This is a genomic window from Limnoglobus roseus, from assembly GCF_008254045.1.
GTDB lineage: Bacteria > Planctomycetota > Planctomycetia > Gemmatales > Gemmataceae > Limnoglobus > Limnoglobus roseus.
On the sequence record NZ_CP042425.1, the window covers coordinates 1,124,965 to 1,140,481 of the forward strand.

Annotated in this window: 15 protein-coding genes; 5 read left to right on the forward strand and 10 right to left on the reverse strand. The window is 65.6% G+C overall.

Annotated features, from left to right (window positions below; genetic code table 11):
- The first annotated feature begins 115 nt into the window (after window positions 1-115).
- A complete protein-coding gene (locus tag PX52LOC_RS04520; protein ID WP_149108974.1) occupies window positions 116-1,684 on the forward strand; it encodes a phage tail tape measure protein in 1,569 nt (522 codons plus the stop codon).
- Window positions 1,685-1,704: 20 nt separating this feature from the next.
- The gene (locus PX52LOC_RS04525) at window positions 1,705-2,121 is read left to right on the forward strand and encodes a hypothetical protein (RefSeq protein ID WP_149108975.1); all 417 of its coding nucleotides are present in this window, start codon (window positions 1,705-1,707) and stop codon (window positions 2,119-2,121) included.
- Window positions 2,122-2,603: 482 nt separating this feature from the next.
- Here PX52LOC_RS04525 and PX52LOC_RS04530 read toward each other — a convergent pair whose 3' ends face one another.
- Window positions 2,604-2,828 (reverse strand): hypothetical protein, encoded by a 225-nt coding sequence (locus tag PX52LOC_RS04530; RefSeq protein ID WP_149108976.1) that lies wholly within the window; start codon window positions 2,826-2,828, stop codon window positions 2,604-2,606.
- A gap of 98 nt (window positions 2,829-2,926) precedes the next feature.
- Window positions 2,927-3,340: a hypothetical protein gene (locus PX52LOC_RS04535; protein WP_149108977.1), complete on the reverse strand. Its 414-nt coding sequence runs from the start codon at window positions 3,338-3,340 to the stop codon at window positions 2,927-2,929.
- Between the two features lie 509 nt (window positions 3,341-3,849).
- Here PX52LOC_RS04535 and PX52LOC_RS04540 point away from each other — a divergent pair.
- From PX52LOC_RS04540 to PX52LOC_RS04550, 3 genes are all read left to right on the forward strand, one after another.
- Complete coding sequence (locus PX52LOC_RS04540) at window positions 3,850-4,104, forward strand: hypothetical protein (protein WP_149108978.1); 255 nt, start codon at window positions 3,850-3,852, stop codon at window positions 4,102-4,104.
- Between the two features lie 61 nt (window positions 4,105-4,165).
- Window positions 4,166-5,335 carry a sigma-70 family RNA polymerase sigma factor gene (locus PX52LOC_RS04545; RefSeq protein ID WP_149108979.1) on the forward strand — a complete coding sequence of 390 codons (1,170 nt, stop codon included), beginning with the start codon at window positions 4,166-4,168 and terminating at the stop codon, window positions 5,333-5,335.
- Between the two features lie 1,266 nt (window positions 5,336-6,601).
- A complete protein-coding gene (locus PX52LOC_RS04550; protein WP_149108980.1) occupies window positions 6,602-7,489 on the forward strand; it encodes a hypothetical protein in 888 nt (295 codons plus the stop codon).
- A 175-nt stretch (window positions 7,490-7,664) separates the two neighbouring features.
- Here the strand turns inward: PX52LOC_RS04550 and PX52LOC_RS04555 are convergent, their stop codons facing one another.
- From PX52LOC_RS04555 to PX52LOC_RS44400, 8 genes are all read right to left on the reverse strand, one after another.
- Complete coding sequence (locus PX52LOC_RS04555) at window positions 7,665-8,192, reverse strand: hypothetical protein (protein WP_149108981.1); 528 nt, start codon at window positions 8,190-8,192, stop codon at window positions 7,665-7,667.
- 550 nt (window positions 8,193-8,742) lie between these two features.
- Window positions 8,743-9,573: a hypothetical protein gene (locus tag PX52LOC_RS04560; protein WP_149108982.1), complete on the reverse strand. Its 831-nt coding sequence runs from the start codon at window positions 9,571-9,573 to the stop codon at window positions 8,743-8,745.
- A gap of 168 nt (window positions 9,574-9,741) precedes the next feature.
- The gene (locus PX52LOC_RS40210) at window positions 9,742-9,906 is read right to left on the reverse strand and encodes a hypothetical protein (protein ID WP_168218797.1); all 165 of its coding nucleotides are present in this window, start codon (window positions 9,904-9,906) and stop codon (window positions 9,742-9,744) included.
- A 614-nt stretch (window positions 9,907-10,520) separates the two neighbouring features.
- The gene (locus tag PX52LOC_RS04565) at window positions 10,521-11,222 is read right to left on the reverse strand and encodes a hypothetical protein (protein WP_149108983.1); all 702 of its coding nucleotides are present in this window, start codon (window positions 11,220-11,222) and stop codon (window positions 10,521-10,523) included.
- 135 nt (window positions 11,223-11,357) lie between these two features.
- Window positions 11,358-11,519, reverse strand: coding sequence for a hypothetical protein (locus PX52LOC_RS40215; protein ID WP_168218798.1), 162 nt, complete (start codon window positions 11,517-11,519; stop codon window positions 11,358-11,360).
- 194 nt (window positions 11,520-11,713) lie between these two features.
- Window positions 11,714-13,051: an amidohydrolase gene (locus tag PX52LOC_RS04570; RefSeq protein WP_149108984.1), complete on the reverse strand. Its 1,338-nt coding sequence runs from the start codon at window positions 13,049-13,051 to the stop codon at window positions 11,714-11,716.
- A 452-nt stretch (window positions 13,052-13,503) separates the two neighbouring features.
- On the reverse strand, window positions 13,504-13,794 hold the full coding sequence (locus tag PX52LOC_RS43695) for a glycoside hydrolase family 2 TIM barrel-domain containing protein (RefSeq protein WP_218575416.1): 291 nt from the start codon (window positions 13,792-13,794) through the stop codon (window positions 13,504-13,506).
- Window positions 13,778-14,647 (reverse strand): sugar-binding domain-containing protein, encoded by an 870-nt coding sequence (locus PX52LOC_RS44400; RefSeq protein ID WP_149108985.1) that lies wholly within the window; start codon window positions 14,645-14,647, stop codon window positions 13,778-13,780. The genes PX52LOC_RS43695 and PX52LOC_RS44400 overlap by 17 nt, the downstream gene beginning before the upstream one ends.
- Window positions 14,648-15,517: the final 870 nt, after the last annotated feature.

Below are 15,517 nucleotides of genomic sequence, written 5' to 3' on the forward strand. Positions count from 1 at the left end.
ATCGCCCCCGCCCCGCCGGTGAATCGGCGGGGCGGGGGCGTTTGACCCGAACCGCAAAAACGGGTGGGCGTTTCCCCGCGCCTCGCACCTCCAATTCCCACCCGTGAGCGCCCGAATGTCCGCGTCCATCGGCACCGCCAGCCTGATCCTGTCCGCCAACGCCGAGAGGCTGCAATCCGGCCTCGACGCCGCCTACTCGAAGCTGTCCAGTTGGAAGAACAAAGTCAGTTCGGACGTGGCGAAGCTGAACGTCGGGGGACTGCTCGGGAACCTCGGCCTCGGCAAGATCGCCGCCCCGCTGGCCCTCGCCACCGGCGGGTTCAAGCTGTTCGGCGATGCCGTTGCCTCGGTGAAAGACTTGTCGGCGATCGGCCGGCAGGCGCAAACGCTCGGCGTTTCGTCCGAGGCGTTCATGGGCCTCGGCGCGGCGGCGAAGAAGTCGGGCCTGGAACTGCCCGAGTTCGGCAACCTGCTCGGCAAGATGTCGGCCAAGATCGCCGCCGGCGGGACACAGACGGCGGACGCGCTCGGGCAGATCGGCCTTTCCGTCGGCCAACTCCAGGGCATGAACGCCGCGGACCAGTTTTACGCCATCGCCGGCGGCATCTCCCGGGCGGAAGGGTCCGGCGTCCAAGCGGCGGCGGCCATGAAGCTCTTCGAGGAGGCCGGTCTGCGGCTGCTGCCCACGCTTCAGCAGGGCGAGGGCAAGTTACGGGCGTTCGTGGCCGCCCAGAGGGCGAGCGGGGCGGCCCTGTCCGACGGCGAAATGGCCACGGTGCAGAAGGCGAACGCGGCCATCCCGAAGGTCGAGGCGCTGTTTACAGGGCTGTGGAACAAGGTCGTCGTGGCGATGGCCCCGGTGATCGAGACTATCGGCACGGCGGCCGGGCAGTTGATCACGTTCCTCGCCCCGGCGTTCGGGTGGGTGGGCCGGGCCGTCGAGGGGTACATGGCCGTGGCCGCCCCGATGGTCGAGTTCCTGCTCGACGGCATTTCCGACATCGTGTCCGCCATCGCCGAGTGGGTCGAAGCGTCCCTCGGCCTGGCGGGCGAGTGGCCGGGCATCGCCGACGTGATCGGCGGGGCGTTGCGGGTCATCGGGTTGGGCGGGGCGTACACGTTCGACGCGCTCAAGGCCGGGGCCGGGGGCGTGTCCGTCGCCCTGTCGCTGCTCGTGGACGGGTTCGCCCTCGTCGTCCGCGGGCTGAAGAACCTGATCGGCATCGCGGCCGAGTTGCCCGAGGACTTGGGCGGGGCGTTCTTCAAGGACGCCTACGCCCGCGTCGAGGGGTTCCAGGCCGACGTGGAGGCGAAGGCCAAGGAGATGCGAGACTGGGGCCTGAAGCAGATCAACGGGTTCGGCGACACGGCGGCGAAGCTGGACGCCAAGTTGAACGAGTACAAGAACCGGGCGAAGGTGGCAGACAAGGAACTGGCGGCGGCCGGCGGGTTCGCCAAGTTGGACGAGGACAAGGTGAAGGGCGGCCACGTCAAGGGGGACGAGAAGAATGGGGCCATCATCCGGGGCTCACTGGAGGATTACTCGCTCAATGCGAAGATCGCCACGGACAACCTGCTGAAGACGCAAGGCGAGAGGCAGTTGGGCGTATTGGGCGAGATCAAGTCCGGCATCGGCAAGTTGGTCGACCTGTTCGAGAACCTGCGCCCGTTGGGCACCATTTAACCCGCCCGGAGACGTTCGTCATGACCGCGACCATCGAAGCCCGTGATCTGCCGTTCCTCGCCATGCTCCTCGGCGCCCGGGACGGCGTCTTCCGCGCCGAGCGGTTCGGACCGGCGGAAGAGTTCGTGTCAGAATTGCGGCGGCGGTGGCGGGCGAAGGGGCACCCGTGGTCGGCGACGGCGGCCGAGTGGGACGGGCAGGACGTGGGATCACGGGCTCAGGCGATGCGACTGCACGAAATGGGCGTCATCCGGCTGAACCTCCGCGGGGATGCGATCGCGTCGGCTCACATCAAACTGCCGAAAGAGACAGCGGCCGCGGTACGGGTAGCGATCCGGGCGGGCAGATCGGGGGAAGGCGCTGACGCCGGGTGGCTGGCGTACCGGCAAGCCCGGCGGTTCATGCGGAAGAAGTTGGCGGGCGAGACGACGGGTTGAATCGGATGGTGTCCGAGAAGGTCGGACCGTAACCGCGTGGCTTTGCGCCGAGAAGTCGCTTCCGTGTTAGGGCGGGTTGCTGTAGACTGAGGCCAAGCCGTCGAGAGTGGGGACTAGCGGCGGCCTGGGGCGGCGGGGACTGAAGCCCGTCGCCCCGCGTCATTTGAACGGTGGTCAGCTCGGCAACGATACCGGCCGGAATCACAATCGCTTGCAACCCCGGCCGATTCGTCCCTGCCATCCCTTTTGCCGCGACTCAACGAGAGCGCGACCGACAGGAATCCCTGGTATACCTACCCACTAAGATGCGTGCAATCGAAAAGCGACCGCCTACGGATCATCCACGGGCCTGAACTCGGTAAACTCTCAGCAGCCGTAGGGAACTCACTCTCCCAGCGGTCAGGGGCGGCGGACCTGAGAGACCCGCCGCCCCGAGTCATTGAACGGGTGCGCCCCCGAGCAGACCATTGTGGGGACCAAGTTCAGCCATTCGGAACGGGCTTGGAACCGGGCGGTTCCTGCTGAGTTCGCTTGCCCTTGTCCTCCTTCGCCTTGTCGGCCCGCTCGCCGCTCGGCTCATTCTCGTACGGGGAACTGTCGGCCCCGCCGGCGGCCTCGTCGGTGCCGTAGGGTTGTGGGCCGTAAGGGCTGGCCGGCTGGTCGTTGCGGTTGCCCTGCTGCGTGTCGTTCGGTACGGGACTGGCCATGACACTCTCCGGTTGAAGATCTGGGCCGCACAGTTTGAGCAAGATCGATACCGGACGCGCTGCAAAGGTGCATTCCTCTCGCCCTTCGCGGCACACGTTCAACTGCCAACAATGATCGGCCTGTTGGACGACACGGCTTGTTGGGGTGACGAGTTCACTGGCACAGCGTTTTGGCCAACCACATTGCGTGCGGCCGTTCCCGCGGGGGAAACAACCGCGGGCGGGTGGGCGGCCGCTGTTTGATTGATGGCCACCTCGGCACCGGTGACATCTGCGGGAGGCAACTCGGCCTTTCGTGCCGCACGGCCGATCTGGCCGAGGAAGACGCCAACTAGCAACAGGGTAACGCCGGTGAGAAGAATTCCGGTGAAGAAGAATCGCGACATCGGAGTGAGTTCATCACCCCCGAGTGTGAATCGCCAGACCAGCGCCCACACATCCATCAACGTGCCGAGCAAGATAAGGCCGATCGATAGCTTAGGCCCGAATGCTGGTTGCGAGAGTAACGCCATGAGAGCACCACTGACAAAGGGTTAGGTGAAGGGCAATCCACCATCCTTTTCTGCAAGAGGTGTGCCACTGCAACGGCCCGTTGGGTGGGGGATGGCTGAAGCAGTTACAGCATCGGCCTCGCCCGTCACGCTGACGTCATCCCGTCTCTCATCGCCCGCCCCAATAGCCGACAGCCAATAGGCCCGTCGCCATGTGTGACGCAGGATGAGGGGACGCTGGGGCGATCGTCAGGAGGTGGGGGCGGGTCGAATTCCTGGGGCGGGCCGCGTGTAGACCGACCGGTCAGCCGCAAAAAAACTCACGGGAGTTTTGAAACTTTTTGGAGGGGGGGTCTGCGCCGATTTCGGCCGGATGGAGCATCCCGCCCGATGGAGACGACCGGCACCGCCCGCACGACGCACATTCCGACCCGACACATTCGCGCCTTTCACCCTTGATCGGACACCCCGGCGGCGCTCTCGTTGCAGGTTTCGGCGGGTTCACGTCTCAACCCGGGGAGATCAGGGCAATGGGTTCTTCGTCGTGCGTGGTCGTGCTGAGCGGGCGGGCAGTGTTTGCGTGGGTCGTAGCCGAGGGGACGGGCGTGCGCCTCCGCGTCCTGTCGCGGGAGTGGGACGCCCTCGGGTTGGCGGAAGGGCAGACGGTGCGGATCGACGGCCCCGGCTTGCCCGGCGGGTCGATGCTCATCGGGGCGGTCCGGGAGTCGGCATCCGGCCGCACGGTCGTGGTACTCGCCCCGCCGATCGTCGCCCGGCGGCGGTGAACGACGGTCGGCCGCGGGGGACGCCATCCGCAATAACGGGAAGCCCCTCACGGAGTTCCCCATGTGCCAAGCCCCTCCCGCAACGCCCTCGAAGTACACCCGCGAAGAGCGCGGCGCCATGCTCGCTCAGGCAGACCGGAGCATCGGTAAGGTCGTGCTCCGAATGTTCCCGTTGCACCACTTCGACGACGTGATGCAGGACGTCCGGATTGAAGTCTTGAAGGCGATGGACAAGTTCGACCCGGCCCGCGGGGCGGCGTGGGTCACGTACGCCACTGGCATCGCCAAGCGGGCGATCCTCCGCATCCGCGAATCGCAGTTCATAACCGAGCCGGTCGCGGCGGCGCTACTGCGGAACCCGCACGGCTTCGACATCACGTTTGAGGAGATGGCGAGCGGCTACCCTTCGCCGGACGCCAGCGTTCTGGGCCCGGATGCCGACGCGGGTGAATTGGACGACGAAGACGGCGACGAGGCGCACCGGGCCGTGCGGGCGGCCGTGGCGGAACCGCTGCTCGCCAACCTCTCCCCGGCGGCCCGGGCGATCGTGGAGCCGATCGTCCTCGACGGGATGACCCCGGCGCAAGTCGCGGACCGGATCGGCCGGTCGGTGAAGGACGTGAAGTTGATGCTCCGCAACGCCACCAAGACGCTAGCCGCGGGCAATCCGGCCGTTCAAAGTGCGCTGGGAAGCGAATGGAAGCCTCAGAGGCCGAGAAAGTCGTCTGGGCGTGCGCGGGCCGTGACGCGCAGCAAGAAGTGTGACAAGTTGGAGCCCGTGGCGATCGCCGCGCTGCAAGAGTTCGGGCCGGTCATGCGCCCCATCGCGGAAAGGATTGGTGTCGGCAAGGACACGCTGGCGAGTTGGCCGCGGTTCCGGGAGGTCTACGACCGCATGGCGGCCGAGTTCCCTTCGGTGAAGGCGTTCCAACTCCAAGCGAAGGCGATCGAGGTATTGAAGGACTGCGGGCCGATCCTCCACCGGATCGCGAAGCAGGTCGGGGTGAGCGGTATCACGCTGTTGAGGTGGCCCGGCTTCCGTGCGGCCTTCGAACTGGCTCAAGCCACATCGACGGCCGAGGAACCGCGGTCGGAACCGCCCCCCGCCGCGGTCCCCGTCGCGCCTTCCCACCGCCCTCGGAGCGGCCACGGGTGGCACTTCGGCAAGCGGCTCGCCCCGTGGACGGCGCGCACCTTGGGCCGACGGGGGCGTCGAGCGGGGAAGCGATAGCGGCGGGTTTGTAGAGTACGAAACAAACCTACTCAGTCGGTCGGTTCAACTCGTAGCGGTCTAATTCTGACCAGCCGAGATCGCTTTTAGCCTTTTCTTGCCGTCGAACTCCAATTGAATCCAGAGCTCCGCGTTTGGCCACATGCGGCTACCATTCTGCATTCGTACCAGATACCAGAGGAGCCGATCTCCTCCTTTGTCATACACGACAGAGTACGGTAAGCCTTTGGCGTTGAGCCAAGCTTCAACCTGTTCGCAAGACGATCCAACAGGTAGGGCCGATTGAGCTTGGTAGTGAAGCCGCCACACGCGAACCCCAGTGCGAGGACCACATGCGAACTCGCCCGCTCCGGCGGCCCCAGCAACCAGGAGGCCCACCAATCCCCACAGCACGGCACGGGGAACGGGGGCAATAAGGGGTCGGTGCATGATCGGGCCACCCGGGCGACATGCTAAAGCCTAACGTGCCCGGCATCTCGCCGCAACCGCGTTGCCGGACCGCCTTCCCACTCAGCAACGCGCCGGCCGGGGCAGACGACCATTACTTACTTAGGAACGCCCCGGGCTAAATCCGATGCCAGGAAAGGACCACTGAAAGGGCCGGATGAAGGACACAGCGGCCAATTTTCTGTAGCAGTTTCAGTGTGGGCCAATTCCGGGGGATTGTCATGAGACGGTGGTCGCTACTCGAACTCTATGCATTGCTCATCTGCTTCACGACCCTGATCACGTTTGCCGTCGCTTCCCTCTGGGTCTGTATCGGCTTTGCAGCCGTGGTAGGCCCGGAACTAGTTGTCAATCCCCATACTTTCCTTGCCCATCAGACCAATGAACGGTACTGGGGCAACCGGGCGTGGTCGCAATTCAATAGCACGCCCGAGCGGTCAAAGCCGACCGAGGACACCCTCACCGCAGAACGGGAGCGAAGTTGGCAATTGGTCCTCATCGCGGAACGGCGAGAGGGATTGCAGCATCTAGTTGTTGCGGGCGTGGGACTTGTCATATCGGCAGCGTTCTTCTGGCCTCATTGGCGAATCGCACAACGGGCACGCCAAGAGGACCGCGATGGGGTGCTACCTCCTTCCAACCCATCTTGAGTATCGTTGACCCCTTACTCGGCCAGTCCCATGCGGGGAGAGGCGGCGAATACCCCACCCCCTCGAAACTCCCCCGAGTTTTTGCGCGGCTGACCGGTCGGTCTACACCAGAAGAGGCCCAGAAAAATGGCCCGCCCCTCCTCTTGGAGGCTGGTAAGCTGATGGGGCTGTGCGAGCGAGCAAGTCACCGCTGCTGGCCGAGGGCGTGCGAATGGTCGGGTTCCACACCGCCGCGACGATCGCACCATCCCTTATCCTGTGGGTCGCCATCTATCAGTTATGGGCGGCGGTCGAAGAACTCCCGCAGTTCCTGGTGTTCGTCTTCGTCCTGTCATTGCTCCCCTTGGCCGCCCAACTCGGTCTGTGGTTCTGTCGGCAGATCTGGAACGGTCTCTCGGTCACGGTCACACCGCCGCACCCGTTTGGGTTGGCCCTCCCGCTCTCCCTGCTGCTGCTCATCCCCATGTGGCCGGCCGGGGCGTGGGTGGCCAATCAGGTGCCGGATGCCTGCGAGACGGTCGCCGGGGAAGAGGTGCGAACCACGCTACCGACGGCCCCGAATCGAACGGCCGTCTTCTCCGTTCAAGTTCACGGGTGGGGGAACTCTCGGGCTTTCGGGTTCAACGGGGGCGTTGTCGTCTACACCGGGCGGGGGCGGCCCGGGGCGGGGCCGCCGTTCGAGGACTTGTACTTCGACCTGGCGCGGCAGCGAGGGCACTGGACGAACTCGTACACCACCTTCATCCCACTCACGCGGGAGGTGGTCGGTGAGTACGTGCGCCGGAGCGACAACTTCCCGCCGGGCGAGGCCGAGGCGATCGCCGATCAGATTTGGGACGCCCTGAACCGGTACGCGGAGAAACGCGACTTGCCGCCGATGATCGACCACTTTCACACGGGCGAGGGGCCGCGAATCGTTTCTTACGCGCCCACTTCGATTAGCTTCCTCTTCTCGTGCGCGCTGGCGTTGCTCCCCCTGGCCGTCGGTTCGTGGCTGCTCGCCCGACGTTACTGTTCCCGGGCGCTCACGCTCGAACGGGAGCGGTTGCCCGTCTAACCTGCTGACCAGGGTGCGCCCGCCCGAGGTTTCTTCCGGGTGAGCCGCGCACCATCAGACCGGCAGTTCACCCGGCACCATCGGCCTTCCCTTCACGTCGGCCGCTTCATCGCGCCGAGGATGGCGGCGAGTTGGATGCGCTGCTCGGCGGTGAGGGAGTTCACGAACGCGGCCATCACATCGACTGCACCGGATTCTGCACCACTCGAAACGGTCGATTGACGTAAGTTGCTTTCATCTGAAGTGTTTGCGGAACCGGGTTCGAATCCTTGCCGGGTAACTCGGTGCAGTTCGATGCGGGCCGGTGCTGAGAAGCGCCGGCCCCTTTCATTTCTAGTCTTTCTCGCAAATCCTCCGACGTTCCATCAACGATACCGAAAGTGCAATTCGGTGCTATCACATGTCGTTCCGCGCCCCCTGTCACTGCACCCGGCATTGCACCCGTCACGCCGTCCGTGCCGGTCATGCGAAGAGAATGCTCTGCCGCGTTTCCGGGCGAATCGGTCTCCGGCAAGAGGTTCGGCAGTTTCTCGACCGCCCCGGCCAGGTCGTACAGGCGGCAGTGGTAGTAGCGGGCCGTGAGGAGTGGCATCGAGTGCCCGGCCAGTTCCTGGGCTGTCCGCAGATCGACGCCGTTCCGGCCCAGCATGGTCAGGTGGGTAGGTGTGCCGCAGGACGTGGAAGTCGGCGTGCTCGGGGCCATCCGGTCCGTCCAGCGTGTAAGGGATGTCCACGGCTTCGAGGTCACGGCGGAGCATTTCGGCGGCCCTACAGCCGCTCGCCCACGTCCCGGCCCACACTGGCCCGGCCGCCGGTTTCGCGCGAAAGTAGTTGCAGAGACCCGTAGGCAGTCGTGCAGGTTCCGCATAATCCATCGCCACACGATGGGTCGTTCCGGGGAGAGGGCCAGTTCCGCCGCGTAGAACTCCGGCGTGTGATTGACGTCCCTAGCCGACGGGGTCCGGAAGTGTAGGAGTTCGTGCTTGCAGATGAACGCCATCACCTCGACCGGCGTTTCCGGGTGGTTGAGCAGCTGATGGACGTAGCTGTCCGCCCGGTCCTGTTCGTGGCACAAGCAAGCAAGCGACCCGTGATCCACGAACCACAGCGCGACCCGTTGCGGCACGTCGGGGAAGAGCGAGGTGTGAATCTCCCGGAACAGGTCCACGGCCGAGAACGGCTGGAACGACAGGCAGGCCGGCCGCGGGCCTTCGACAACTTCGCCTGTTCTGTTGCGGTCCTGACGAGCATGCTTAGCCGCCCACCGGGTACACTTTGAGCACCTCGTCGCCGTAGTGGTTGATGACCTTCACCGCGATCTTGCCGGTCTTCGGCGCGGCGAACGGCACGCTCGTCGACTTGTACAGCTTCTCCCACTCGGCCTCGTCGATATCGGCCTTCAGCGCCTTCTTCAGCTTGTCGTAGGGGCCGTCCTTGCCTTCCTTGCCGCCCTGGAGGAAGTAGGCGTGCCGGACGAAGAAGCTCTTGCCGTCGTAGTCGGTGTCGATGAACCACGTCGCGATCTCGTCCGGCCCGCTGCTGCGGATCTCACCGGCCGTCGGGTCGAAGATGTCCACGCCCTTCACGGTCACGGTGTACTTCCCGGCCTTGTCTTTCGTCAGCTCAATGTCCGGCTCGCCGAAGACCATGAACAGGTTGCCGGCCCCGGTCTTCTTCAGCAGCTCGTCGCCCATCGCCAGGTCGGGGTTCATGCGGACGAGCAGCACTTTCATCTTGCCGACCTGCCGCTCCACATCCTTGCCCTCCTCCCAGACGTGCGGGTCGAACGCGAAACCGCACACCAGCACCAAGTCGAAGTCGAACTTCAGGCTGCGGGCGGCTTCCTTCGCGGCGTCGTGCATCAGTTCCGGGTCGACCGTGCCGAACTCCGGGCCGAGGCACACGCCCACCCGCCGCGGTTTGCCGTCGGCGGCGGCGTACTCGCCTTCCGCGATGAGAGCCCGGCCAGGGTACAGGTCGAGCCGGTCGAACTTGATGCGCTCGCCTTTCTTCGTGTTCTGCACGCCGGCCTTGCGCAGGTTGTCGAGGATGACCGTCACGTAATCGGCCTTGCCGGCGGTCACGTCCGGCGGCGGGGGGCGCGTCGTTCTCCCGCGTCGGGATGTTCGACCGCTTCGCCTCGGCGTGCTTGATGGCGTCCACCGCCGCGGCCGGTGGTGCGGGCTTCTTCGCCCTCGGCTTCGGCTCCTTCTTCGGCGCGTCGCCGGCCGCGGGCTTCTTCTTCGGGGGCATTACGGGGCCTCGGGGGTGAGCGGGGCGTCGAGCAGGTGCAGGATTTCGTCCGCGCAGTAGATGCGGTACCGCTGCTTGCCGGTGATCTCACGCAGAATGGCGGCCGTGACGAACCGGTCGATGCTGTTCTGGGCCGCGGCCCGTGTCACCTGGCTGGCCCGCACGGCCCGCTCGATTGTGAGGTACGGGTACCGGCCGCTCCTGGAATATGAAGGCTCGGGCCGGACGCTCTACTGTCCGTCCCAACGCCCGAGCACTACCTGCCGCTCCTCTATGCCCTCGGCACCCGGCAGGAGGGCGACGGCACGACGTTCCCGATCGAGGGCGTAGACGGCGGGTCGATCTCGATGCTGGCCGTTCGAATCGGTAAGGGGCGTGAAGGCCACAGCCCGAGAGAGTGATCATCACTCAACGCGGTCTGGCGGGCAGAGGGGCTTCTATTCCCCCAGCCTTCACACCCGGGGTCGGAGGACGGCCGGGTAGCACTCGTGCACCGGCGGAAGCACGATTCGACCCTAGCCCACGTGTGGCGGCACAGATTGCCGGTGCCGGTCCGTACGCGGATCGGGTACTACAATATCGCAAACCACCCGGTCTCTTTCGTGCGGCCATCGGCCAAGCCGGGGAGTGGGTCTTCGAACTGTTCGGCAGGACGGTTGAGAACTGCTGCGGGATGGTGATTACGGTCGGGACGAACATTGGTCCAGATGTTGTTCGAGAAGAGCCTGAGTTGCTTCGGCATCATACGCCGCCTGGGAAGTCGCCCTGTCGTAGCCGGTCACTCGATCTTCGTCGTCGACCTACGGGATGGCAGCGGCTGGGACTGGTCGGCGTGCGAGCTGCTGAAGACCCGCGTCGGTGCCCCGTCCGCCCCGGTCAGGAGCCGGGCGAGGTCGTCCCGGTCGCGGGCGCTCCCTGGGACGACACGCACCTCGATCCGGCTCAACCGGTCGCGGATGCGCTGCTCGCCGAGGATCGGCCACCAGTCGTAGAGGAAGATCTCCAGCGGCCGCCACATCGCCACCCACCCGAGGATGACGAGTCCCTCGTGCGACAGAACCCCCACGGCGGTCTCGCCCAGGAGCGGGCCGATCAACCGAGCCGCGGCGATGACCGCGGCCAGGAAGGCAACGCCGATGGCGAGGCTCATGAGGCCGCGGCGGAACAGCCGGCGCAGGTCACGCCGCAGGAGCCTCGCACGCCGCACGAAGTGGACGCGCACGGCGTCGCCGACGGCCCGCTCCTCGTCAGGAAGTCCTGTCGGCTGATCGAGGTGGATGACCAGGGCTCGCGGGCCGCCGGGCGGCAGTTCCTTAGCGCTATCAACGATGTACTCCTCGGCGTCCGGGTCCAGATCCTTCTCCCGGAACGGCGAGGGGTCCAGGGCGTCGAACAATTGGCGGACGTCGCGGAGGTGCAACTCGATGAGGCCGTGTCCCGCGGCGTCCGGGGGGCTCGGGGCGTGCTCTGGGGTGTTCATCGACTTGCCTCCGTTGCCCTCGACCACCACTTCAGGCCTTCGGGCGTTGTGCCCCTCACGGTCCTTGATGCCTTGGCCGGGGCGGCCAGAGCGGTCCCGACGACGCCGTGGGGACGGTCGCTGGAACATCAGCCATCACTCCGGCCAGGCGGGTAACCCGCGCAGGTGGTCCCGACACGCGTCGAGAAACCGCTGCGCGTCCGCAGGCCTCACCATGTCCTTGTCTTCGTGGACGGCCACGAACTTCACCACGATGTGCTGGTATTGGTGCCCTTTTTGCCTCTGGAAGCGGACCATGGTCGCCTTGTATAGGTCCAGCGAGAGGAGGTGCTCGCCCTCGGCATTTGATCACCCGCCGCCGTGCCGTCCACCGCACCCGTGTATCTTCCCGGCCCCGACTCAGCTCGAACGGGAACCCGCGCCGCCTGGCGACACGCAAGCCTATGGCGACTCGCGTACTCTTGGCGACACGGGTTGAGCGGAAGCGGAAGTCACTTCTTCGGCTCGGAATTCAGGAAGTTTACCGCCAGTGAGGACATCGTCCGGGTGCCCACGACCAGCGCCGTCTCGTCCACGAAGAAGTTCGGGTTGTGGTTGGGGGCCGCCGTCGCCGGGTCTTGGCCGTCCGGCGTGACGCCGAGGAAGACGTACAGGCCGGGCACCTCCTTGGCGTAGAACGAAAAGTCCTCCGACGCCCCGGCGAGTGGGGCCTTGGCCACCTTCCCGTCCGCGGCCCGTTTGAGCACGGGGGCCATCCGCTCGACGAGGGCCGCGTCGTTGACGGTCACGTCGTACATCGGCGAAATCGCCACCTTGGCCTTGGCACCCGCCCCCTCGGCGGTCTTCTCGGCCGCCAGCTTGATGTCCTTGTGCGCCTGCTGCCGGGCCTTCTCGTCGTACGACCGGATGGTGCCGGTCATCGCCACCGATTCCGGCACGATGTTCGGCCCGGTGCCGCCGTTAATGGTGCCGACGGTGACGACCAGCGGCGACTCGGTCAGGTTGGCCTTCCGGCTCACCACCGTCTGAAGGCCGGAGACGACGAGGGCCGACGTGGTGATCGGGTCCACCGTGTTCCACGGCATCCCGCCGTGCCCCTGCTTGCCCGTGACAGTGATCTCCAGGTTATCGCTGCTGGCCGCGGCCGCCCCGGTCCGGTAGGAGATCTCTCCCGACTTCCCCGGCATGACGTGCAGGCCGAACACGGCGGCCGGCTTCAGTTCCTTGAACAACCCCTCCTCCAGCATCAGCTTCGCACCCCAACTCCGGCCCTCACTCGGGCGGAACAATGCCGACCCCTCCTCGGCGGGTTGGAAGATGAACACGACCGTGCCGGGGAGGTCGTCCCGCATCCCCGCGAGCACCTCCGCGGTTGCCATCAGCATGGCCGAATGGGCGTCGTGCCCGCATGCGTGCATGACAGACACCTCCCTGCCGAAATAGAGTGCCCGCGCTTTCGAGGCGAACGGGAGCCCGGGCGGCTCCTGGACCGGAAGGGCGTCCATGTCGGCCCGGAGCGCGATGGTCGGCCCAGGCTTACCGCCTTTCAAGAGGCCGACGACGCCGGTCCGGGCCACCTTCGTGCGGACCTCCATCTTCAGGGACTTCAGGTGCTCGGCGATGAGTTTCGGGGTGCGGGATTCCTGGTCGCCGAGTTCCGGGTGTTCGTGGATGTCCCGCCGCCAGGCGATCAGCTTCTCCTCCACCACCGCGGCCCGCTTCCGCACCTCGGTTTCCAGCGCGGCGTCGTCGGCTCGCCCGGCTGCCGGGGAGGATGCGCCAGCTGTCACGACCAGTGCGAAGCTGAGCAGAATTTGTCGCCTTTTCATATCAGCACTCCTTGTGGGTAAAACACAGCCATTCCTTCGGGCAAGACTCGGCCCGCGAAGACGGTCGTCTTGCAGTCGTCGCGGCGTTCGCATGCCCTTGCCTGGGCAAGGAAAGAAGCAAGTTTCACCACCATAGATTTTCTCTTGTATCGTACTTTTTGGCCTGTGATTCATAAATTTCAGCACATCAATTTTGCCATCCCATCGCCGGCTCTCTTCTGGCCAGCAGTGGCGGTTTTTGCCATCCCATCGCCGGCTCTCTTCTGGCCAGCAGTGGCAGTCAGTGCCTGCCCCACCCGGTGGAACCCTGTCGATTTCCCGCCGCTTCCGACCCACGCCTTATCGCACCAGACCGAAAGCCAGTGCTCATACCGTATCGGTACCAAGGCGAGGGTAATGACCCAACCACCCTTCACACGACCGGTGAACTCGCCCGACGGCCCAGGTGTCCGTCACCCGAGCGAGAACCAAGTGAGTGACATCGTGGGGCGGGCTCTGGCCCGCTTGCCCTCGTGGGCAAACGGGTGCTGCTGATCGTCCCGGACTCGACGCGAACGGCACCGGTCGGACTGCTCTTCCGTGCGATCCACAATCACATCGACCACGAGACGGCTGGCCCCCACCCACTTGAGCAGTTCGTGGTCCCGGACCCACATCGGCAGGTTCTGCCCGCGGCCGCTGAGCGGGAAGTCCTCGTGCTTCCCGAACCCCGTCAGCTTGATCGGCTCACCGTTGAGCAGCAGTTGGTCGCCTCAGACCGCGACGGTGCGGATGCCGACGTCGAGGGTGTAGGAGTCGGTCACCTTCCCGCCGTCGGTGAGGGTAACCGTCAGCGGGTAGAGGTGCGGGTGCCCGCGGCCCCCAGAAGCGGGCCGCGGGCACCCGCACGGCGGCCTCGGCGATGCCGACGCGGAACGTCAGGTCGGCATCGACCCCGTTCAGGCTCACCTTTCCCGTGCCGGGGTAGTCGCCGGCCGCCACCACGACTTTGACAACGCCGTCCTTGCCGTCGATCGTCGTGACGACGGTGACGTCGTCGATGTGCCCCGCGGCCGGGACCGAGAAGAGTACCACCGGCCGGTGCAGCCCCGCGTAGGGGAAGAAGTCGTACTTCGTCAGCGGGAATCCGCCGAGAACGCCGGCCACCTCGCCGCCACCCGGGCCGGGGCCGGGAGGGACGCGATCCAAGAGTTGCTTGTTCTCGACCGTGATGGCGATGACGTTCTTCCGGTCCCACACCAGCCGGTCGGAAACGTCGGCGACGAACGGCTGGTGCCCGCCGGAGTGCTCGGCGACGACTGCCCCGTTGACCCACACCTTGGCGGCGTAGTTGGCCGAGCCGATGCGGAGGAACACGCGCTGGCTCCGCCAGCCCGACGGGACGAACACCTCGTGCCGGTACCACGCGAGGCCGAGGTAGTCCCGGGCGTCATCGAACAAGTCGTTCCAGCTACACGGCACGGGGATGAGCCGAGGCGCGGGAAGTGCCTGAGCCCAACCCTTCGCCTCTCCCTCCTCTTTCGGATCGAGTTGGAACTGCCAGATGCCGGAGGTGTCGAGCAGGTTGCGGAGTTGGTTCTGTTGCAGGGAGAGCATCCCACCGCGGCCGGGCGTGGGGGGCTTCAGCAGCTGATCGGGTCGAGGTCGGTGCCGGGAGTGCCAGCGGGTGGGAGAGTCGCGTCGTCCATGTCATTTACCTCTTGGTGCAGTTCATCGAACGGTTCGGTGCTGCCCGCAGTGCGGCGGTGTGGAGATGCAGAAATGCAAGATTTCGAGGCCGCCCTCGGCCTGCCTCATTGAGCCTCACCGACGATGGTGAACCTCCGCATTTGGGCCTGATTGTCTATGACTTGAACGGGCACAACGAATCAGTCAGTAGCGGCAGACTCCTGTCTCAGGGCAGTTCGGACAGTTCGGACAGTGTCGTCGCTCGGGCGTTGCGTTCAGGCCGATTCGGCCTCGCGAAGTGCCGGACTGATCTCCACATCAGGCCGACCGCTCACAGTGTCACGAACGGGACTACTGGGCTTCGCCTACCATGCCACGATTTAGCCACACCGATCGGACTGCATTTTTTGGCTAATTACTTGCTGAATTGATCGGGACCGCCATCCCGTTGACGCCGCACCATGAAAGATACAACGACCAGAGTTGAAGTCGATGTGCCGTGGTCGAGATTCCGGTAGTGGCCTTACTGTAGGGATGCGGTGTAGTAGCGGATGAAGTACCAGAGTGCCCCGATGTGGTTCCAGACGCACTTCGAGAGAACGACAGCGTCTTTCGGACGAACCGGGCGCACCGTTGGCGGACGGTGCGCCCGGTTCGTCCGACGGGGTTGGTCCGCCCCTCTTCCCGCCGGCCGAGTGCCGCTCCGGTGGTACGGCGGCGAGGTACGCGGACCAGAAGTCCGTGCACAGGATCGCCCCGGCCTGGTACTCGTCCGGAAGGGCGCCCCACCGGCACCGG